This is a genomic window from Actinosynnema sp. NPDC050436 (assembly GCF_040655415.1).
Taxonomy (GTDB): Bacteria; Actinomycetota; Actinomycetes; order Mycobacteriales; family Pseudonocardiaceae; genus Actinosynnema.
The window spans coordinates 1-19,486 of the sequence record NZ_JBFAJV010000028.1 but is presented as its reverse complement, the minus strand read 5'-3'; the positions used below and the strand labels follow the sequence as shown (position 1 = coordinate 19,486).

15 protein-coding genes and 1 pseudogene are annotated in these 19,486 nt (G+C 73.0%); 9 read left to right on the top strand and 7 right to left on the bottom strand.

What is annotated here, in order from left to right; translation table 11 throughout:
• Position 1 precedes the first annotated feature (1 nt).
• Positions 2 to 721: a serine protease gene (locus AB0I60_RS36440; protein ID WP_360738555.1), complete on the bottom strand. Its 720-nt coding sequence runs from the start codon at positions 719 to 721 to the stop codon at positions 2 to 4.
• Between the two features lie 188 nt (positions 722 to 909).
• Between AB0I60_RS36440 and AB0I60_RS36435 the strand changes: the two genes are divergently transcribed.
• Positions 910 to 1,524 carry a LysE family translocator gene (locus AB0I60_RS36435; RefSeq protein ID WP_360738552.1) on the top strand — a complete coding sequence of 205 codons (615 nt, stop codon included), beginning with the start codon at positions 910 to 912 and terminating at the stop codon, positions 1,522 to 1,524.
• A 102-nt stretch (positions 1,525 to 1,626) separates the two neighbouring features.
• On the opposite strand, the gene AB0I60_RS36430 is transcribed toward AB0I60_RS36435, so the two are convergent.
• Both AB0I60_RS36430 and AB0I60_RS36425 read right to left on the bottom strand, forming a co-directional pair.
• The gene (locus AB0I60_RS36430) at positions 1,627 to 2,376 is read right to left on the bottom strand and encodes a serine protease (RefSeq protein ID WP_360738550.1); all 750 of its coding nucleotides are present in this window, start codon (positions 2,374 to 2,376) and stop codon (positions 1,627 to 1,629) included.
• Between the two features lie 98 nt (positions 2,377 to 2,474).
• Positions 2,475 to 3,491, bottom strand: coding sequence for a M48 family metallopeptidase (locus AB0I60_RS36425; RefSeq protein ID WP_360738548.1), 1,017 nt, complete (start codon positions 3,489 to 3,491; stop codon positions 2,475 to 2,477).
• Between the two features lie 70 nt (positions 3,492 to 3,561).
• Here AB0I60_RS36425 and AB0I60_RS36420 point away from each other — a divergent pair, with 70 nt between their 5' ends.
• Complete coding sequence (locus AB0I60_RS36420) at positions 3,562 to 4,494, top strand: alpha/beta hydrolase (RefSeq protein ID WP_360738545.1); 933 nt, start codon at positions 3,562 to 3,564, stop codon at positions 4,492 to 4,494.
• On the opposite strand, the gene AB0I60_RS36415 is transcribed toward AB0I60_RS36420, so the two are convergent.
• Positions 4,491 to 4,904 (bottom strand): VOC family protein, encoded by a 414-nt coding sequence (locus AB0I60_RS36415; protein ID WP_360738543.1) that lies wholly within the window; start codon positions 4,902 to 4,904, stop codon positions 4,491 to 4,493. The genes AB0I60_RS36420 and AB0I60_RS36415 overlap by 4 nt on opposite strands.
• On the opposite strand from AB0I60_RS36415, the pseudogene AB0I60_RS36410 reads away from it, so the two are divergent.
• The 3 genes and pseudogenes from AB0I60_RS36410 to AB0I60_RS36400 all read left to right on the top strand — a co-directional run bounded on the left by AB0I60_RS36410 (position 4,846) and on the right by AB0I60_RS36400 (position 8,518).
• A pseudogene (locus AB0I60_RS36410) lies at positions 4,846 to 5,716 on the top strand (helix-turn-helix domain-containing protein). The gene AB0I60_RS36415 and the pseudogene AB0I60_RS36410 overlap by 59 nt on opposite strands.
• 108 nt (positions 5,717 to 5,824) lie before the next feature.
• Positions 5,825 to 6,484: a CatB-related O-acetyltransferase gene (locus tag AB0I60_RS36405; protein WP_360738540.1), complete on the top strand. Its 660-nt coding sequence runs from the start codon at positions 5,825 to 5,827 to the stop codon at positions 6,482 to 6,484.
• Between the two features lie 81 nt (positions 6,485 to 6,565).
• Positions 6,566 to 8,518 (top strand): patatin, encoded by a 1,953-nt coding sequence (locus tag AB0I60_RS36400; RefSeq protein ID WP_360738537.1) that lies wholly within the window; start codon positions 6,566 to 6,568, stop codon positions 8,516 to 8,518.
• 21 nt (positions 8,519 to 8,539) lie between these two features.
• On the opposite strand, the gene AB0I60_RS36395 is transcribed toward AB0I60_RS36400, so the two are convergent.
• Entirely contained in the window at positions 8,540 to 9,913 is a 1,374-nt protein-coding gene (locus AB0I60_RS36395; protein ID WP_360738534.1) for a mycothione reductase, read from the bottom strand.
• 40 nt (positions 9,914 to 9,953) lie between these two features.
• Positions 9,954 to 10,481: a YbhB/YbcL family Raf kinase inhibitor-like protein gene (locus tag AB0I60_RS36390; RefSeq protein WP_360738532.1), complete on the bottom strand. Its 528-nt coding sequence runs from the start codon at positions 10,479 to 10,481 to the stop codon at positions 9,954 to 9,956.
• A 158-nt stretch (positions 10,482 to 10,639) separates the two neighbouring features.
• On the opposite strand from AB0I60_RS36390, the gene AB0I60_RS36385 reads away from it, so the two are divergent.
• A complete protein-coding gene (locus tag AB0I60_RS36385; RefSeq protein WP_360738530.1) occupies positions 10,640 to 11,461 on the top strand; it encodes a polysaccharide deacetylase family protein in 822 nt (273 codons plus the stop codon).
• Positions 11,462 to 11,549: 88 nt separating this feature from the next.
• A complete protein-coding gene (locus AB0I60_RS36380) occupies positions 11,550 to 13,190 on the top strand; it encodes a substrate-binding domain-containing protein (RefSeq protein WP_360738627.1) in 1,641 nt (546 codons plus the stop codon).
• Between the two features lie 45 nt (positions 13,191 to 13,235).
• Here the strand turns inward: AB0I60_RS36380 and lon are convergent, their stop codons facing one another.
• The gene (lon, locus tag AB0I60_RS36375) at positions 13,236 to 15,584 is read right to left on the bottom strand and encodes an endopeptidase La (protein ID WP_360738527.1); all 2,349 of its coding nucleotides are present in this window, start codon (positions 15,582 to 15,584) and stop codon (positions 13,236 to 13,238) included.
• A gap of 219 nt (positions 15,585 to 15,803) precedes the next feature.
• Between lon and AB0I60_RS36370 the strand changes: the two genes are divergently transcribed.
• Together AB0I60_RS36370 and AB0I60_RS36365 are read left to right on the top strand one after the other, a co-directional pair.
• The gene (locus AB0I60_RS36370) at positions 15,804 to 18,446 is read left to right on the top strand and encodes a tetratricopeptide repeat protein (protein ID WP_360738525.1); all 2,643 of its coding nucleotides are present in this window, start codon (positions 15,804 to 15,806) and stop codon (positions 18,444 to 18,446) included.
• Positions 18,447 to 18,574: 128 nt separating this feature from the next.
• The gene (locus AB0I60_RS36365) at positions 18,575 to 19,375 is read left to right on the top strand and encodes an SAM-dependent methyltransferase (RefSeq protein ID WP_360738522.1); all 801 of its coding nucleotides are present in this window, start codon (positions 18,575 to 18,577) and stop codon (positions 19,373 to 19,375) included.
• The last annotated feature ends 111 nt before the right edge of the window (positions 19,376 to 19,486 follow it).

Sequence of the window (19,486 nt, the reverse complement as noted above, 5' to 3'; positions counted from 1 at the left end):
CTCAGATTTCGCCGAGGTAGTGGCTCACCCTCGTGTAGACGCCCGGTGCGCCCGCCCGCGCGCAGCCGTGACCGTAGGAAACGACCCCTACCAGCAGTCCGTCCACGACGAGCGGCCCGCCGGAGTCGCCCTCGCAGGCGTCCTTGCCGCCCTCGGGGTAGCCGGCGCACAGCATCGACTCGGCGCGGTAACCGTTGACGGCTTTCGCGCACTCGGCATCCGCCAGCACCGGCAGGTCCACCTGGCGCAGCACCCGGCTCGGCGGTGCGCCCTCGGCGGTGCGGCCCCAGCCCAGCACGGTCGCCCGGTCGCCCGCGCGGGCCCGGCCGACGCCGATCGGCTGGAACGGCACCGGCTCGGCGAGGGTCAGGGCGGCCACGTCGTCGCCCTCCTCGACGGTCCGGAACGCCGCGTGCCGGCGAACCTCCCGGACCGCGACCAGCCGGCCGGCCCGGGTGTCGAGGTCGCGCCGGCCGACGGCCACGCGGAGGTCGGCGGGCCGCCGGTCGCGGTCCAGCAGCGCGGTGTGCTCGATCGTGCAGTGGCCGGCGGTGAGCACCTTGCGGTCGCTGACGAGCACGCCGCCGCAGAAGAAGTTGCCGCGCGCGTCGAACAGCGCGACGACCCACGAGGTGTCCGGGGCGTCCCGGCCGCCGACCACGGCCTGGGCGGGCAGCGCGCTCAGCAGCAGCGCGGTCAGGACCAGTGCGCTCAGGCGCATGGAGTACTTCCTTACTGCGGTCGGCGGACGTCTCACCGCCTGCGTCCGATTGACCACGAACCGTAGCGGACGGGTCAGGGTGGTATCAAATCCGGAAATCTTGTTGTTAGGATCGTGTAGCGCCGTGAATTTTACGGCTCGTGAGGCAGATCACGCTCATCTGTCCGGTCACCGAGGGAGGGAAACCAATGCACCTGGACTTCACCCAGCTACCGACGTTCCTGATCGCCTGCGCGGTGGTCGTGCTGACGCCCGGCGTGGACGCCTTCCTCCTGCTCCGGACCTCCATGCGCGCCGGCACCCGCGCCGGGCTGTGGGCGCTGGCCGGCATCCACACGGCGGCGGCCGTGCAGGTCGGGCTGGTCATCTCCGGCCTCGGCGTGGTGATCGCGCGCTACCCGGCGGTGCTGACCGCGCTGAAGTGGGTCGGCGCGGGGTACCTGCTGTACCTGGCGCTGAGCATCGCGCGCGGGCTGCTGCGCCGGGACGCGGCCGGTGACGAGGGCGGCGAGGTCGCCGCCGACCGGCCGTTCCGGCGCGGGTTCCTGACCAACATCACCAACCCGAAGATGCTGCTGTTCAGCCTGGCGTTCCTGCCGCAGTTCATCGGCACCGGCAGCCCCGCCGCGCAGTTGACCCTGCTCGCGGTCGTCTTCCTGGGCCTGGCGGCGCTGTGGGAGCTGATGATCGTGCTCGCGGCGAGCAGCATGGGACGCCGGCTGCGCCGGCCGGGCGTGACCACGGCCCTGGACGCCGTCTGCGCCGCCGTGTTCCTGACCATGTCGGTGGGCCTGGTCGTCTGATGCCGGAGACCGGCGGAACACCGCCGGTTCACCCGATCGAGCCGGGAGGGGGCGGCCCGCCGAGAGCAAGCGGCGGGCCGCCCCATCGTCATTCCGCCGACGTCACCCGGTCGCGTTGATCTGCTCCTCGATCACCTTGCGGTAGGTCATCACCTTCGCGTAGACGCCGGGCTTGCCCCTGCGCGCGCAGCCCTCGCCCCATGACGTGACGCCGATCAGCTTCCCGCCGGCCGCGAGCGGGCCGCCGGAATCGCCCTGGCAGGTGTCCCTGCCGCCCTCCGGCACGCCGGCGCACACCATCGACTCCGGCTTGAACAGCCCGTACGCGGTCGCGCACGACTCGCTCGACACCACCGGCACCGCCACGCCCAGCAGGTACCGCGACGTCGCGCCCTGCTCCGAGGTGCGGCCCCAGCCCAGCGCCGTCGCCGGCGTGCCCGCCTCGTACAGCGCCGGGTCGTCGGCCAGCGGCAACGGGGTCGCGGACGTGGCGCGGGCCAGCGTCACCACCGCCACGTCGCTGCCCTGGTCCGCCGACCGGTACTCCGGGTGCGTCCAGACCCGCGCCACCGGCAGCGCCTCGCCCGAGCGGGCGTCGTTGCGGTCCTCCCGGCCCACGACCACCGTGGCGATCCGGGGCGCGAGCCCCGTCGTGCAGTGCGCGGCGGTCAGCACTTTCGCCGGGGCGACCAGCGTCCCCCCGCAGAACTGCTTCCCGCTCGAATCCGCCAGGTAGACGACCCACGGGAAGTCGCCGATCGACACCCGCGAGCCACCCACCACCCTGGGGTCGGCGCTCGCCGCGCCGCCGCCCACCAACGCCAACACCAGCGCCACCAGAACCGCCCGCACAGCCCCTCCTCCGATCAGAGCAACTGATCAGAGGCTAGCCCGGACGTACGACATCCATGCTCCGTTCGGCCCAATGCCGACCGGTTCACACGTTCGGCCTACTGGCCGTTGAACTTGGACCTGACCTTGTCCGCCGCGCCGACCAGCACGTCGCCGACCTCGTTGAGCACCTTCACCAGCGGGTCCTCCGAGCGCTGCGCGGAGTCGCGGTACGACTTCGCCGCCGACTTGATGTCCTCGGTGAAGGTCGAGGTGGGCTGGTCGTCGTCGCGCCGGGGGTAGGTGCCGGTGAGGATCTCCCGGTACTGCTCGCCCGCCGCCCACCGCTGGAGCTCGGCGGCCCGCACGACGGCCATCGGGTGCGTGCTGCGCCAGGTCTTGATCAGCTTGAGCAGGCTGTCCCGGACGTCCTCGACCTGCTCGTACTCCTTGGCCTGCTTGAGGAACTCGGCGGTGTCCACCTGGGACAGGTCCATCCCGCCGGCCAGCGCCACGTGCACCCGCAGCGCCGCCGCCGGGTCCTGGCAGACCAGCAGCCCGGCCCGGTCGCAGCTCAGCTCGGTCTTGCGGTACCACTCCAGCAGCGCCGCGATCACCGCGCGCACCGCCCAGAACCCCGCCGGCATCCAGCCCAGCCCGTGCTGCAACTCCATCAGCCGGTACAGGATGGTCTGGTACAGCGCGTGCCCGGACAGCACGTGGCCCATCTCGTGGCCGATCACGAACCGCCGGCTGTCGTTGTCCAGCAGCTCCAGCAGGCCCGTCGACACGACGATGAACGGCTTGTCGATGCCCAGCGTGCGCGCGTACACCTGCGGGTCGCGCTGCACGAACAGCTCCGGCGCCGGGTCCAGGTCCAGCGTCGCCGCCGCTTCCAACCGGATCCGGTCCAGGTCCGGGAACTGCTTCGGCCCCACGCGGATCGCGGACGCCACGTACATGAGCCGTTCACCCCTCTCGGTGAACGCACCCGCCACCGCCTGCAACACGGGCCCGATCCCCGGAACCGCGCGCAAGACCGCCAACGCCCCCCTGTCGACGGGGTGTTCGTAGGCCCGCGGGCTGATGCCCGGGAACCGAACGCGCGCCGTCGACCGCTCGATCTCCTCGCTCATGCCTTCCAGACTGCCACGACCCGCGACCGGCATCTCCCCGAAAGGCGCAATCGGCGTGCACACTGGCGGGGTGACCGCTGACGTGCTCGGTACCGACTACGAGACCAGGACGCTACCGCTGGGCGGCGGCGACGTGGCCGCGACGCTGGTGCGCCGCCGCGCGCGGCCGGCGACCAGGGGTGCCGTGCTCTACGTCCACGGCTTCGCCGACTACTTCTTCCAGGCCCACGTCGCCGAGCACTTCACCGCGCGCGGCTTCGACTTCTACGCGATCGACCTGCGCGCCTACGGCCGGTCGCTCAAGCCGGGCGGGCCCGCGAACTACGTGGCGGACCTGACCGACCACTTCGAGGAGGTCGACGCGGCGGTCCGGGTGATCCGCGAGGAGGACCACCACGGGCGGCTGGTGGTGATGGGCCACTCCACCGGCGGGCTGATCACGTCGCTGTGGGCGCACGAGCGCCGCGCCGACGACGTGCTGGATGCCCTGGTGCTCAACAGCCCGTGGCTGGACCTGGCCGAGCCGTGGATCACCCGCACGGTCGGCACCGCGTTCATCCGGGGCCTCGGCCGGGTCGCGCCGCGCCTGGTGCTGAAGAAGGGCCTGGGCCCGGTGTACGGCGAGAGCATCCACGCCGACCACCACGGGGAGTGGGCCTTCGACACGACGTGGAAGCCGATCGAGGCGTTCCCGGTGCTGGCGGGGTGGCTGCGCGCGGTGCGCCGGGCCCAGGCGCAACTGCACCGGGGGCTGGACGTGCGGGTGCCGGTGCTGCTGCTGCGCTCCAACCGCAGCCTCCTGCACGCCAAGCGGTGGTCGCCCGAGGCGATGACCGCCGACACCGTGCTCGACGTCGAGCACATGCAGCGGTGGGCCCCGAAGATCGGCCGTGACGTCACCGTGGTGCAGGTGGACAACGGGATGCACGACCTGTTCCTGTCGGCGGGCCCGGTGCGGGAGCGCGCGCTCGCCGAGGTGGACGAGTTCCTGGACCGCGTCTAGCGCTCGTGGGGCTGCGGGCGGTGGTGGACGTACTCGACCACCGTCCCGTCCGGGTGGCGCGCGGTGAAGCCGACGCCGGTCGGGACGTCGACCGGCGGGTCGGTGATCACCGCGCCCCCGGCCTCCAGCCGGTGCAGGTAGCCGGTGACGTCGTCCACGAGCAGGGTGCCGTGGGTGGCGCGGAACGGTCCGGTGACCTCCTCCTCGCCCTCGATGATCAGGAACGCGCCCACGGTCGCCAGGGACAGCCCCTTCTCCGGGTACGGGGTGCGCAGGTCGGCTTCGACGCCGAGCAGCCGCTCGTAGAAGCCGACGGTCTGCTCAAGCGTGCCGGGCGGGGTGAAAGCCCTGATGTACACCCGGGGTTCGGTGCGGTCGGAGGAGTCCGGGTCGCGTCGCCACAGTGCCATGCCCACGATGCTGCCGGGGTCCGGTCCAGCCGACGAGACAGCAATTCATGCGGTGACCGGCGGTAATAGGCTCGGGCCCATGTCGACCAGGCACGAGTTGGGGCGGTTCCTGCGGGCGCACCGGGCGCTGCTCGGCCCGGCGGACGTGGGGCTGGCCGAGGGCGGGCGGCGGCGGACGCCGGGGCTGCGGCGCGAGGAGGTCGCGGCGCTGTCCGGGGTCGGGCTGGCCTGGTACACGTGGCTGGAGCAGGGCCGGGTGGACACGTCCCGGCAGGTGCTCGACGCGGTGTCGCGGGCGCTGCGGCTGGACGCGGACGCGCACCGGCACGTGCTGGCGCTGGCCGGACTGCGACCGGAGGACCCCGACCCGCACCCGGACGTGCTGCGGCCCCTGGTGGACGGGCTGGCCGCACCGGCTGCGGCGGTGGACCGCCGGTTCGACGTGGTAGCGGCCAACGACGGGTTCGCGGCACTGGCGCTACCGGACCGCAACCTCGTGCTCGCGCTCACGGACCCGACCTGGCGGGCCCGCACACCGGACTGGGAAGTTGGCGCGCAACGTCTTCCGACAGTTCCGCGCGCAAGCCGACCGGAACCCGGACGATCCCCGGTTCGCGGAGCTGCTGCGGGTGCTGCCCGAGCTGCGCGACGACCTCGCGCCGTGGTGGGACTGCCGCGCGGTGCGCGAGTTCCAGGCGACGGAGGCGACCGTGGACGGGCGGCCGTGGCGGTTCGCGCTGCTGCGCCCGACCGAAGCCCCGGAAGCCGGCGTGCTGGTGCTCACCGCCGCTGCCCCACCACCGGCCGGCTGATCCGACGCCGATCACCGGCCGCCAAGCGCGCCCCGGACACCGCGCACTCACGGGTGCCCGGTCGGGGCGTGAAAGGGTCGGGGGACACGAGTCCCGATAGGAGTGGTTGTGACGCCCGACCCGAACGTCCTGCACCCCATGGCCGAGCACCCCCGGGTGGTGCTGCTCAAACCGCTGCTGGAGGGGTCGCCGACCGTCGAGGTCGGTGACTACACCTACTACGACGACCCCGATCACCCCACCGAGTTCGCCACCCGCAACGTGCTCTACGGGTACGGCCGGGAGAAGCTGGTCATCGGCCGCTTCTGCGCCCTGGCCACCGGCACGCGGTTCATCATGGCCGGCGCGAACCACCTGACCACGGGCGTCTCCACGTTCCCGTTCACCATCTTCGGCGGCGAGTGGGCCGAGCGCACGCTCGACCTCATGACGGGCATGGAGACACGCGGCGACACGGTCGTCGGCAACGACGTCTGGTTCGGCTACAACGCGCTCGTCATGCCGGGCGTGCGCATCGGCGACGGCGCGATCATCGCCACCGGCGCGGTCGTCACGTCCGACGTGCCGCCTTACACCGTGGTCGGCGGCAACCCCGGTCGGCCGGTGAAGCGGCGCTTCTCCGACGAGGGCGTGGACCTGCTGCTGCGGGCCGCGTGGTGGGACTGGCCGATCGAACTGGTGACCGCGAACGTCCGCACGATCATGTCCGGCACGCCGGAGGAGGTCGCCGGGATCGCGCGGGCCAACGGCCTGTTCGGCACCGGGTGAGGTCGGCGGGGAGCAGTCGATCGGCCTAACGCGCGCGGCCTCGCCGGAGGTGATGATGGTCCGGCGCGAGGGAGGTCGCCCATGGCCGACGAGCAGGCCGACGAACGGGAAGAGTTCAACCGCTACTGCGACGTGACCATGCGGGGTGGGACCACGAGCGGCGTGGTGTACCCGTGGGCGGTGGTCGAGCTGGCCCGGCACTACCGGTTCCGGTCGTTGGGCGGGGCCTCGGCCGGGGCGATCGCGGCGGCCTTCACCGCCGCCGCCGAGAAGGGGCGCGAGCGGGGCGGGTTCGAGCGGCTCGCCGAGACCGTCGGGTGGTTCGCCGCACCGGGCTGGCGGATGGCGCAGCTCTTCCAGCCGAGCGAGGCGACCCGCAAGCTCTACCGGATCGTCGCGGCGTCCATGCAGTCCCGGGACACCACCGGGCGCAGCGCGACGACGTGCCTGGTGCTCGCCCTGCTCGGGGCGATCGGCTTCCGGGCGCGCGTCGGGCTCGCGCTGGCCGTGCTGCTGTGGCTGGTCGGCCCGACCGCGTGGTTCCTGGCGGCCGGCTGGGGCGGTACGCCGACGTGGGTGCTGGTCGGCGTGGTCGTGGTGGTGGCGGTCGCGGTGCCGGCGGTGCTGGTGCGGGTGCGGCCCCGGCGGAGGTCCGCGACGTCCGGGTGGTCGGCGTGGGTGCGGCGGGCGGGCACGGCGCTGCTGCTGGTGGTCCCGCTGGTCCCGATCCCGTTCGCCATGTCGTGGAGCGCGGCGGACCTCGCGTCGCTGGCGGTCGCCGTGCTGTGGTGGGTGGTGCTGGGGTTCGCCCTCACCAGCGCGGTGGCCGTCACCTACCTGCTGGGCGCGAAGCGGTTCCTGGACCGGATGGCGCAGAAGGTCCACTTCGGACTGGTGCCGGGCACCGGGTCGTTCCGGGCGAACTTCTGGGACCGGCGGTGCGGGGTGCCCCGGTCCACCGGGGTGCCGCCGATCGCCGACTGGTTCTCCGCCAAGCTCGACGAGCTGTCCGGCGTCACCGACCTCAGGTTCAGCCACCTCACCTCGAACCTGGTGCTGATGACCACGGACCTGTCCGAGGGCCGTCCGTACCGGCTGCCGTTCAGCGAGCCGGCCGCCGCGTGGCTGTACTGCGTCCCGTGCCTGGAGCACGTCCTCCCGCAGCGGGTGGTGCGCGCGGTGGGCGGTTCCGCGACCGGGCACCGGTGCCCGTTGCACCCCGACGAGGCGCTGCACGACCTGCCCGCCGACCTGCCCGTCGCCCTCGCCGTGCGGATGAGCATGCCGCTGCCCGGCCTGATCGCGGCCGTGCCGCTGTGCCGGGCCGAGCCGGAGCCGAGGCTGCACTGGTTCTCCGACGGCGGGATCACCAGCAACTTCCCGATCCACTTCTTCGACGTGCTGCTGCCGCGCTGGCCGACGTTCGGCCTCACCCTCGGCCCGTTCCCGGAACCGGACGCGCCCCCGGTGTGGCTGCCCGAGCAGGACGCGGGCACCTCCGGCCGGCCGTGGGCCGACCTCGGCGGGGTGGGCCGGTTCGCGGCGTCGATCCTGAACACGATGATGGACTGGCGGGACACCATGCAGTCCGCGCTGCCCGGCTACCGGGGCCGGATCGCGCACGTCCGGCTCGCCGACCACGAGGGCGGCACGAACCTGTTCATGCGCCCGGAGACGATCGTGGCGCTGGCCGAGCGCGGCCGGGCGGCGGGCGAACTGCTGCGCACCCGCTTCACCGCCGACGACGGGGCCGCCACCGACCGCTACCGCTGGATCCGGGTGCGGCTGGCGATGCGCGAGTACCAGCAACTCGGCGAGCAGGCGCGGCGGCGCGGCGAGCTGTATAAGGACCTGGCCGAGGAGTTCCCGATCCCGGACGACCTGAAGAGCTGGTTCGACGCGCGCCCGGCCGGCGCGGACCCGCACGCGACCGACATCGCGCTGGTGCTCGACGCCCTGGGCGCGATCGGCTCCACCCGCTTCGACGGCGAACCGCCGCTCGACCCGGACCTCCGCCTCACCCCGCCCGAGTAGACCGGGCGGGGTGGGGGCGGGTCAGTCCAGGTCGAGGTTGAGCAGCGCGTTCTCCACGACCTCGGGCATGGCCGGGTGGATCCAGTACTGGCCGCGCGCCACGGACTTCGCGTCCTGGCCGAAGCTCATCGCCTGGACCAGCGGCTGGATCACGCTCGACGCCTGCGGCCCGATGACGTGCGCACCGAGGATGAGCCCGGTCGCCGGGTCGGCCAGCACCTTGGCGAACCCGGTGGTGTCCTCCATCGCCCAGCCGTAGGCGATCGCGGCGTAGTCCTGCCGCGCCGCCACGTACCGGACGCCGCGCGCCACCGCCTGCTCCTCGGTCAGCCCGACCGAGGCGATCTGCGGCGACGAGAAGACCGCCGACGGCACGAACCGGTGGTCCGCCGCGATCGGCGCGTCGGGGTGCAGCAGGTTGTGCTGGACGACCCGCGCCTCGTGGTTGGCCACGTGCTTGAGCTGGTGCTCGGAACTGATGTCGCCCAGCGCGTACACGCCGTCGGCGGTGGTCCGCTGGAACTCGTCGACCACGACCCGGCCGTCCGGGTGCACGTCGACGCCCGCCGCCGCCAGGTCCAGCAGGTCGGAGTTGGGCGTGCGGCCGACCGCGACGAGCAGGTCGTCCGACACCACCACCTCGGCCCCGTCCGGGCCCTCCAGGTGCAGCCGCACCTCGCCGCCGACGCGTTCGGCGCGCACCGCCTTGCGGCCCAGGCGCACGTCCCACTTGTCGGTGGCGATGGCCGTGAAGCGCGCGGCGACGTCGTGGTCCTCGTGGCGCAGCAGCAGGTCCGAGCGGCCCACCACGGTCACCTCGACGCCGAACGACGAGAACACGTGGGCGAACTCGGCCGCGACGAACCCGCTGCCGAGGATGGTCAGCCGGCGGGGCAGCGCGTCGAGCCGCATGACCGTGTCCGACGTGTGGTAGCCGGTCGTCGCCAGGTCCGCGACGTCCGGCAGCACCGGGCGGGAGCCCGCCGCCAGCACGAACCGGTCGGCGGTGATCACCTCGCCGGTGCCGGTGTCGAGGGTCTTGGGACCGACGAACCGGGCGGTGCCCGCGTACACGGTGGTGTTCGGGTTGCCCTCGGCCCGCCAGCGCCGGCCGCCCTCCGAGATGGGGTCGATGCGGCCGAAGACCCGGTCGCGCACGTCGGTCCACCGGACGCCGTCCAGCGTCGCGTCCACGCCCAGGCGCGCGCCCGCCGCCGGTGTCGCGGCCACGTCCGCCGTGTGCACGAACATCTTGGTGGGGATGCACCCGACGTTCAGGCAGGTGCCGCCGAACACGCCCTTCTCGACGATCGCGATGTCCCACCCCGCGAATCGCTCGTCGGCGATCGAGTTGCCGGAGCCGGAGCCGATGATGACCAGGTCGAAGTGCCTCACACCCTGGTCGAACCCCGGACGCGGGCCGCTCATTCCCGGCTCAGCTCGCGTAGGTCGGGGTGATGATCGCGCGGGCCAGCGTGTGGAAGGCCAGGTTGAACGAGACGACGGCGGGCGACGCGTCCGGCGTCACGTCCAACCGGTCCACGTCGACCGCGTGCACCACGAAGGCGTACCGGTGCGCCGGGTCGCCGGGCGGCGGCGCGGCACCGCCGAACGACCGGGTGCCGTAGTCGTTGCGGACGTGGAAGGCGCCGGCGGGCAGGGTGTCGTCGGACGCACCCGCCCCGGTGTCCAGCGAGGTGGTCGACGCGGGCAGGTTCACCGCGACCCAGTGCCAGAAGCCGGACGGGGTCGGCGCGTCCGGGTCGAAGCAGGTGACCACGAAGCTCTTGGTGCCGTCCGGGAAGCCCGACCAGGACAGCTGCGGCGAGGTGTCGCCGGCCGCCTGCACGTGCGCGTCGGGCAGGGTCTCGCCGTCGCGCACGTCGGTGGACGTCACGTCGAACGCCGCCACGGCGGGCAGCAGCGAGTAGGGGTCGGGAGCGACCGGGCGCTCAAGGCTCATCGGAATCCTCCACAATCGGGTCGACCGGACCCTACCGTCGGGTGAACTCCGTTGCAGATTCATCACCGGGCAACCCCCCGAACCCGGCGCACGCCCCAAAATGGGCGTGAGGCACCCTGGCTCCGCAGGGTGCCGGGCCCACGGGGGGATCTCCAGTCATGCGCAGAATCGGGGTGGCGGTGGCCGCCGCCCTCGCCGTCGTCACGGTGTCGTGCGGCGCGGAGCCGGTGGCGCAGCCGGCCGCGCCCGCGAGCACCACCACGACCACGACGACCGTGACCACCACCACACCGCCCACGGCGGTGCCCGGTCCGGGCGGCGTCACCGTGCCGGTGTTCCGCCACCCGTACGAGTTCGGCACGGCGCAGGGGAAGGTGCCGACCGCGCCCGACGGGCTGCTGCCGGTGGTGCGGCGGATCGAGACGGACAAGCCGTACGTGTTCATCACCATCGACGACGGCGCGGTCCGGCACCCGGCGGCCCTGGAGCTGATGCGCTCGTCGAACGTGCGGCCGTCGCTGTTCCTCAACACCAAGCACGTCCAGGACGGGCCGCCGTTCTTCCAGGCCCTCCAGGACGGAGCCGGCGCCAAGGTGCACGCGCACACCGCGACCCACCCCGACCTCCAGGGCAAGGGCTACGAGTTCCAGAAGCAGGAGATCTGCGGCAACGCCGACTACCTCCAGGGGCAGTTGGGCGTGCGGCCCACGCTGTTCCGGCCGCCGTTCGGCAACTACGACGGCACCACCCGGCGCGCGGCCACCGACTGCGGGTTCTCCGCGCTGGTCATGTGGACGGCGGCGGTGAACGACGGCGTCGTGCAGTTCCAGGCGGGCAGCAGGCTCAACGCGGGTGACATCGTGCTGATGCACTTCCGCCAGACGTTCGTGGAGGACTTCGTCGCGTTCCTGGAGCGCTGCAAGCAGGACGGCCTGACGCCGGTCCCGTTGGAGGACTTCCTGCCCACCACCCGGCCGTAGCGACCTGTCCGGGGCATGAAGTCCCGGTGAACCTCGGGGTCGCAGCGGGGTGGAGGGGCCGTGGGCGAGCCCAGAATCCGGTGTGCAGATGCTGCGGTCCGCGCTGGACTTCCTCGGTGGTCCCGGCCCGGTGGCGCTCGCGATCGCGTTGCTGTTCGCAACCCCGGTCATCGACCGGCTCTTCGTGCGCCGCAAGCGGGTCGGGTTCCGCGTGCTGTACAACTCCAAGATCGGCCTCGGTCCCGAGCAGCTCCACGACGGGACCGACGCGCACGCGCCCCAGCTCCGCGAGCTGGTGCGGGTGCTGGACCGGATGTCGATCGTCGTCATCCGGGTGCGCAACTCCGGCACCTACGACATCGACCGCGACGACTTCGACAAGCCGCTGACGTTCACCTTCGGCAGCCGGGTGGTGTGGAACGCCCGGGTCTCCGAGGCGGGCAGCGAGGAGCTGCGCGCCGAGGTGCGGCGCAGCCTCCAGTTCTTCGGCCGGGAGGAGGGCCAGGTCCGCGCGCCGCTGACCACCGTGCGGGAGCGGGTGGCGCTGACCGTGGGCCGCCTGTTCCGCACCGCACCGGACCGCCCGCCGGTCGTGTCCGAGCCGGTCTGGCACGGGGTGCGCCTGGACGGCCTGGTGCTGCGCCGCAAGCAGAAGTTCAAGCTGCTGGTGGTGCTGCGCGAGCCGGAGGGCAACCGCACCGGCGAGCTGGGCAAGGAGGTCAAGGTCTCGGGCAGCCTCGGCAGCGCCGGCGTGCTGCACGACGAGAAGCAGGAGCGGTTCCTCACCCTGCCGAGGCTGACCGGCGGCCTGGCCGCGATCCTGGCGGGCGTGCTGGTGCTGACCCTGGCGCTGCCGCCGGACGGCCGGGACCCGACCGTGGCGTGCGGCACCGGGTCGCTGCGGGTCGAGGGGTCCAGCGTGTTCATGCCGACCATGGCCCGGATCGCCGAGCAGTACGCGCGGGCGTGCCCCGGTGCGGCGGTCGTGACCGAGGCCACCGGCAGCATCGCCGGCGTCCGCGCGGTCGCCTCGGCCGACCCGGGCAAGGCGCTGGTGGCGCTGTCGGACGGCCGGCAGGAGACCCGGGACGTGGTCGCGCAGCAGGCGGCGATCGTGGTGTACCACGTGGTGGTGCACGACTCGGTCGGCCTGGACGCGCTGACCCTGGAGCAGCTGCGCGGCGTCTACTCCGGCAAGTACACCGACTGGCGGGAGCTGCGCGGTGGCGACCCGCTGCCGATCCGGATCGTGGGCCGGGGCAGCGAGTCCGGCACCCGCGAGCTGTTCGAGCGGCGCGTGCTGGGCACGTCGGAGGGCGCGCTGTCCTCCAACGACTGCCGTTCCCCGGACCGGGACCCGCAAGCGCGGGTGATCCGGTGCGAGCGCGACAAGAACAGCGATGTCGTGCACGAGATCGCGGCCGTGGAGGGGGCCATCGGGTACGCCGACGCGCCGTCGGTCGCCGAAGCCCGCAAGACCGACAAGCTGACCGCGCTGTCGTTGGACGGCAAGGTGTTCGACTCGGTCTCGGGCGTGGACACGGGGTACCAGTTCTGGACCGTCGAGTACCTCTACACCAGGGCGCAGCCGCCGGAGGACTCGTTGCAGGCCAGGTTCATCAAGTACGTCCGCGAGCACGACGACGCCCGCATCCGCATGAAGGACGCGGGCTACCTGCCGTGCCGGACGCCCGAGGGCGGCCCGCTGGAGCTGTGCAACCTGCGCTGAACCACGGGCTCGGCGGACCGGGCAGCCCCGGTCCGCCGGTCGCGGTCACGCCGCCGCCGTCACCTCGGCCGGCTCCAGCGCGAGTTCCAGCACCTCGCGCACGTCACCCACCAGGTGCACGGTCAACGCCCCCAGCACCTCCGCCGGCACGTCGTCCAGGTCGGGTTCGTTGCGCTGCGGCAGGAGCACGGTGGTGATGCCGGCCCGGTGCGCGGCGAGCAGCTTCTGCTTCACCCCGCCGATCGGCAGCACCCGCCCGGTCAGCGACACCTCTCCGGTCATCGCCACGTCCGACCGGACCGGGCGCCCGGACAGCAGCGACGCCAGCGCCGTCGTCATCGTCACGCCCGCCGACGGCCCGTCCTTCGGCACCGCGCCCGCCGGCACGTGGAGGTGCACGCCCCGGTCGGCCAGCTCCTCCGCCCGGCTGTCGTGCGAGCGCAGGTAGGACAGCGCGATCTGGGCCGACTCCTTCATCACCTCGCCGAGCTGGCCGGTCAGCGCGACGCCCGCCGCGCCGGTGCCCCGCGAGGCCAGCGATGCCTCCACGAACAGCACGTCACCGCCCGCGCCGGTCACCGCGAGCCCGGTCGCCACGCCCGGCACGGCCGTCCGCTCCGCCGACTCCGGCGTGAACTTCGGCGAGCCCAGGTAGCCCCGCAGGTCGGGCACGTCCACCGCGACCGGCAGCGCGGCCTCGTCCAGCGCGACCCGGGCGGTCACCTTGCGCAGCACGCGCGCGAGCGACCGTTCGAGCTGCCGGACCCCGGCCTCGCGGGTGTACTCGCCCGCGAGCTTGCGCAGCGCGCCCTCGGTCACGGTCACGTCGTCGCCGGTCAGGCCGGCCCGCTCGACCTGGCGCGGCAGCAGGTGGTCGCGCGCGATGGTGACCTTCTCGTCCTCGGTGTAGCCGTCGAGCCGCACCAGCTCCATCCGGTCCAGCAGCGGGCCGGGGATGGACTCCAGCACGTTCGCCGTGGCCAGGAACACCACGTCGGACAGGTCCAGCTCGACCTCCAGGTAGTGGTCCCGGAAGGTGTGGTTCTGCGCCGGGTCGAGGACTTCGAGCAGCGCGGCCGTCGGGTCGCCCCGGTAGTCCGCGCCGACCTTGTCGATCTCGTCGAGCAGCACCACGGGGTTCATCGAGCCGGCCTCGGTGATGGCCCGGACGATCCGGCCGGGCAGCGCGCCGACGTAGGTGCGGCGGTGGCCCCGGATCTCGGCCTCGTCCCGGACCCCGCCCAGCGCGACCCGGACGAACTCCCGCCCCATCGCCCGCGCGACCGACTCGCCCAGCGAGGTCTTGCCGACACCGGGCGGCCCGACCAGCGCGAGCACCGCGCCGGAGCGCCGCCCGCCGACCACGCCCATGCCCCGGTCGGCCCGCCGGCGGCGCACCGCGAGGTACTCGGTGATGCGCTCCTTGACGTCGTCCAGGCCCGCGTGGTCGGCGTCGAGCACGGCCCGCGCGCCCGCGATGTCGTAGGAGTCCTCGGTCCGCGAGTTCCAGGGCAGCTCCAGCACGGTGTCCAGCCAGGTCCGGATCCACCCGGTCTCGGGCGACTGGTCGGAGGTCCGCTCCAGCTTGTCGACCTCGGCCAGGGCCGCCTTGCGCACGGTCTCCGGCAGGTCCGCTCCCTCGACCCGGGCCCGGTAGTCCTGCTCCTCGGTGGCGGGCTTGCCGTCCAGCTCGGCCAGCTCCTTGCGGATCGCGGCGAGCTGTTGGCGCAGCAGGAACTCCCGCTGCTGCTTCTCGACGCCCTCCTTGACGTCCTTGCGGATGGTCTCGGCGACGTCCAGCTCGGTCAGGTGCTCGCGGCCCCACTCCAGCAGCTTCTCCAGCCGCTGCGCCACGTCGCCGGTCTCCAGCAGCCACACCTTCTGCGCGTCGGTGAGGTAGGGGGCGTACCCGGCGAGGTCCGCGAGCGCGGACGGCTCGTCCACCTGCTGCACCGAGTCGACCACCTGCCACGCGCCGCGCTGCTGGAGGATTGTGGTGACCATGGCCCGGTAGTCGCGGGCCAGCTCGCGCGCCCGGTCGTCGGCGGGCGTCTCGTCGACGACCGTCGCCTCCACCCACAGCGCCGCGCCGGGCCCGGTGGTGCCGGTGCCCAGGCGGACCCGCTCGGTCCCGCGCACGACCGCCGCCCGCTCGCCCCCGGACAGCCGGCCCACTTGCTCGACCACGGCCAGCGTGCCGACCTTGGCGTACTTGCCGTCCAGCCGGGGCACCAGCAGCACCCGGGCCGGGCCGTCCCCCGCCGACGCCGCCTCGACCGCGGCACGCGCCTCGGCGGTGGCGTCCGAGCCGGTGAGCCGGATCGGCACGACCATGCCGGGGAGCACGACCGCGTCGTCCAGCGGCAGGACCGGCAGTGCCAGCGTCTCACCCATGATGATCCTCCAAAGTTGAGTCTGCCTGGCTCAACCATCGTGAGCAGCCGGTTGTTTCCCGCAAGCGTTCGCCCTGAGCGAGCACAACCCGGAACTGCGGGTTCGGTGGAAGTTGCAGCGATCGGGTGCTGCCGGCGGGCACGTGCTGCGGTCGGCGGTCCGGCACGGGCACGATGCTCGACGTGACGGCAGACCTCGCCACCCCGGCCCGGTGACGCGGTGGGCTCGGCGGTGCACCGGACGATCGTGGTGGTCGACGTGGAGGGCTTCGGCGACCGGCGGCGGACCCTGCCGCACCAGCTCGGCACCCGCGCGGCCCTCTACCGGGTGGTCGAACGCGCGCTGCGGGCGGCCGGCGTGCCGTGGGCCGGCTGCCACCGGGAGGACCGGGGCGACGGCCTCTTCGTGCTCGTGCCGCCCGAGGTGCCCAAGACACCGCTGGTCGAGGTGCTGCCGGCCGCGCTGGTGGCGGCCTTGCGGGAGCACAACGCAACCGGGCCGCCCGAGCAGCGGTTCCGCCTCCGGCTCGCCGTGCACGCGGGCGAGGTCGCCTTCGACGCCCACGGCGTCACGTCGACCTCGCTCACCACGGCCTTCCGGCTGGTCGACGCCGCCCCGCTCAAGCAGGCGCTCGCCGACTCGCCGGGCACGCTCGCCCTGGTCGTGTCCGGCTGGGTGTTCGACGAGGTGGTGCGCCACTCGGCGGTGCTCGACGCGGCCACGTTCCGGCCGGTCGAGGTGCGGGTGAAGGAGGTCCGGGACACCGCGTGGGTCGCGCTGCCCGACCACCCCTACCCGCACGCGCCGACCGTGCTGGACCGCCCTGCCGACGACCGGGGCGCGGTGCCCCGCCAACTGCCCGCCGCACCCGCGCCGTTCGTCGGGCGCGACGACGAGGCGGCCCGGATCGACCACGCCCTGGGCGGCCCCGGCGCGGCGGGCACCGTGCTGATCTCGGCGATCGGCGGGGCCGGCGGGATCGGCAAGACCTGGCTCGCGCTGCACTGGGCGCACCGCCACGCCGAGCGCTTCCCCGACGGCCAACTGTTCGTGGACCTGTGCGGATTCTCGCCCACCGGCGAGCCGCTGCCGTCGACGGAGGCGCTGCGCGGATTCCTCGACGGGCTGGGCGTCGACCCGGGCCGGGTCCCGGCGGACCTGCGCACCAGGGCCGCCCTCTACCGCAGCCTGGTGGCCGGGAAGCGGCTGCTCGTCGTGCTGGACAACGCCGCGACCGTCGAGCAGGTCGCCCCGCTGCTGCCCGGCGAGGCGGGCTGCACGGTGGTGGTGACCAGCCGCCGACGCCTGGACAGCCTGGTCACCGCGCACGACGCGCACTACGTGAACCTGGGCGTGCTCGCCGACACCGAGGCGCACCGCCTGCTCACCACCCGGCTCACGCTCGGCCGGGTCCAGTCCGAGCCTGACGCCGTGGACCACCTGCTCGACGTCTGCGGCGGCTTCCCGCTGGCCCTGGCGATCATCGCCGGACGCGCCCGCACCCACCCCCACCTGCCGCTGTCGGCACTGGCGGCCGAACTGCGCGACGAGGCCACCCGGCTCGACGTGCTGGACAGCGACGACCCGGCCGCCAGCCTCCCCACCGTGCTGTCCTGGTCGCTGCGCGCCCTGCCGGAACGGGAGCGGAAGGTGTTCGCCCTGCTCGGGACCGCACCGGGCCCGGACATCGGCATCGACGCCGCAGCGGGCCTGGTGGCCCTGCCCGCGCCCGACGCCCACCTGGCCCTGCGCCGCCTGGCCCAGGCGTCGCTGCTGGTCGAGGACACCCCGGGCCGGTGGCGGATGCACGACCTGATCCGCCGCTACGCCGCCACCCGCGCCGCCCACGACCTCACCGAAGCCGAACGCGAGGCCGCACTGCGCCGCGTGGTGGACGCCTACCTGCGCATCGCGCGGGTCAGGACCCGGACGCTGTACCCGACGATCACCGAGAGCACGTCGTTCATCGACGTGGTGGGCACCGGCCACGTGCTGAGCCACCCGAAGGACGTGCGCCGCTCCCTGGACTGGTTCCGCGGCGAGTACCCGAACCTGGCCGCCGCCGAGCAGGTGGCCGCGGAACGGGGGTGGGAAGCGGAGGTGTGGCAGTTCGCCTGGGTGCTGCTGGTCGTGCGGGTGGCCACGGGCCGCCTGGACGACAACCTGGCCGCGTGGCGGGCCGCGTTCGCCTGCGCCGGCCGCTCGACCGACCCGACCTCGCTGCTGTGGGCGCACGGGTTCCTCGGCGCGGCGCTGAACTGGTGCGGGGAGACCACCGAAGCGGAACACCACCTGACCACTGCGCTGCGAGCCGCGCTCGACCACGGCAACGTCGGCGCGGCGGCCCACGTCCACTTCCTGCTGGCCTGGCGGCACGAACTGGCAGGCGAGGACGACCGCGCCCGGGAGCACGCCGAGCACTGCCGACGGCTGGGCAGGCAAGTGGACTCGGAGCGCGCGGAGGCGTACGCCCTGCACGTCCTGGGCCGCTGCCACCTGCGCGCGGGGGACTACGACCAGGCGTGCGCCTGCTTCGAAGCCGCCGTCGGCCTGCACCGCCGCGACGACGACCGGTTCGGGGAAGTGGAGATGCTGGACAGCCTCGGCGAGAGCACCCGCCTGGCGGGCCGCCCCGGGGCGGTGGAGCACCACCGACAGGCGCTGGTACTGCACCGGCAGCACGGCATCACCAGCTTCGGCACCGACAGCCTGGACAAACTGGGACACGCCCACCTGGCCGAGGGCGACCGGGACGCAGCCCGCGCGGCGTGGCAGGAAGCCCTGGAGCGCTACCAGGACCAACACCGCCTGAACGACGCCACCCGCGTCCAACAACAACTACACGACCTGGACACCCCCTAACCCCACTCCCCCCGCCCCCATCACCCCCATCACCCCCATCACCTCTACTTCCCCCATAACGCCCATTCAGAGGTTGTGCCCACCCCACACCCCCGCAACGATCACCCGATCGACAACGGAGGGATGACATGGAGCAGGCCAGCTGGGTCCCGTCCTCGGTGGACCTGGACCGCCCGAGCGCAGCCCGCATGTACGACTACTTCCTGGGCGGCTCGCACAACTTCGCGGTGGACCGCGAAGCCGCGAAGTCCGTGGAGCAGATCTTCCCCGGCATGGCGGGAGCCTCCCGCGCGAACCGCTCCTTCCTGCGCCGCGCGGTCCGCTACCTCCTCGCCCAGGGCATCGACCAGTTCCTGGACCTGGGCTCGGGCATCCCGACCGTCGGCAACGTGCACGAGATCGCCCAGCAGTCCGACCGGAACGCGAAAGTCGTCTACGTCGACGTGGAACCCGTGGCCGTCGCCCACAGCACGGCCATGCTGGTGGACAACCCCAACGCCACCGCCGTCCAGGCCGACCTGCGCAACCCGGACAGCGTGCTGGAGAACCCCGCGGTCCAGGACATGCTGGACTTCACCCGCGCGATCGGCCTGCTTATGGTCGCGGTGCTGCACTTCGTCCCGGACAGCGACAACCCGCACAAAGCCGTGGCCCGCTACCGGGAAGCCCTCCCCAGCGGCAGCTACCTGGCCATCTCCCACGGCAGCCTGGAAGGCATCCACCAAGACGGCCTGGAAGATTCAGAACGAATCCAGGACATCTACCGCCGCACGGACAGCCCCCTGGCCTTCCGCACCCGCGACGAGGTCGCCGAATTCTTCACCACCTTGGACCTAGTAGACCCAGGCGTGGTCCAACTCTCCGAATGGCACCAAGACTCAGCCGACGCCTACATCAGCGCCTACGTAGGCGTGGCAAAGAAGTCCTGACCCACTCACAAAGGCCCCGCAGAGTCGTGTTCTCCCCGTGTGGCCTGCGCGCAGCGAACCGCGCTTTGCCAGGGTGTGCAAGCACGCCCTTCGCTTGCACACCCTGGCAAA

Coding starts and splice junctions, on each gene's coding strand:
- AB0I60_RS36440 (WP_360738555.1), bottom strand. CDS start 721: ATGCGCCTGAGCGCACTGGTCCTGACCGCGCTGCTGCTGAGCGCGCTG.
- AB0I60_RS36435 (WP_360738552.1), top strand. CDS start 910: ATGCACCTGGACTTCACCCAGCTACCGACGTTCCTGATCGCCTGCGCG.
- AB0I60_RS36425 (WP_360738548.1), bottom strand. CDS start 3,491: ATGAGCGAGGAGATCGAGCGGTCGACGGCGCGCGTTCGGTTCCCGGGC.
- AB0I60_RS36415 (WP_360738543.1), bottom strand. CDS start 4,904: ATGGCACTGTGGCGACGCGACCCGGACTCCTCCGACCGCACCGAACCC.
- AB0I60_RS36400 (WP_360738537.1), top strand. CDS start 6,566: ATGGCCGACGAGCAGGCCGACGAACGGGAAGAGTTCAACCGCTACTGC.
- AB0I60_RS36390 (WP_360738532.1), bottom strand. CDS start 10,481: ATGAGCCTTGAGCGCCCGGTCGCTCCCGACCCCTACTCGCTGCTGCCC.
- AB0I60_RS36385 (WP_360738530.1), top strand. CDS start 10,640: ATGCGCAGAATCGGGGTGGCGGTGGCCGCCGCCCTCGCCGTCGTCACG.
- AB0I60_RS36380 (WP_360738627.1), top strand. CDS start 11,550: ATGCTGCGGTCCGCGCTGGACTTCCTCGGTGGTCCCGGCCCGGTGGCG.
- lon (WP_360738527.1), bottom strand. CDS start 15,584: ATGGGTGAGACGCTGGCACTGCCGGTCCTGCCGCTGGACGACGCGGTC.
- AB0I60_RS36365 (WP_360738522.1), top strand. CDS start 18,575: ATGGAGCAGGCCAGCTGGGTCCCGTCCTCGGTGGACCTGGACCGCCCG.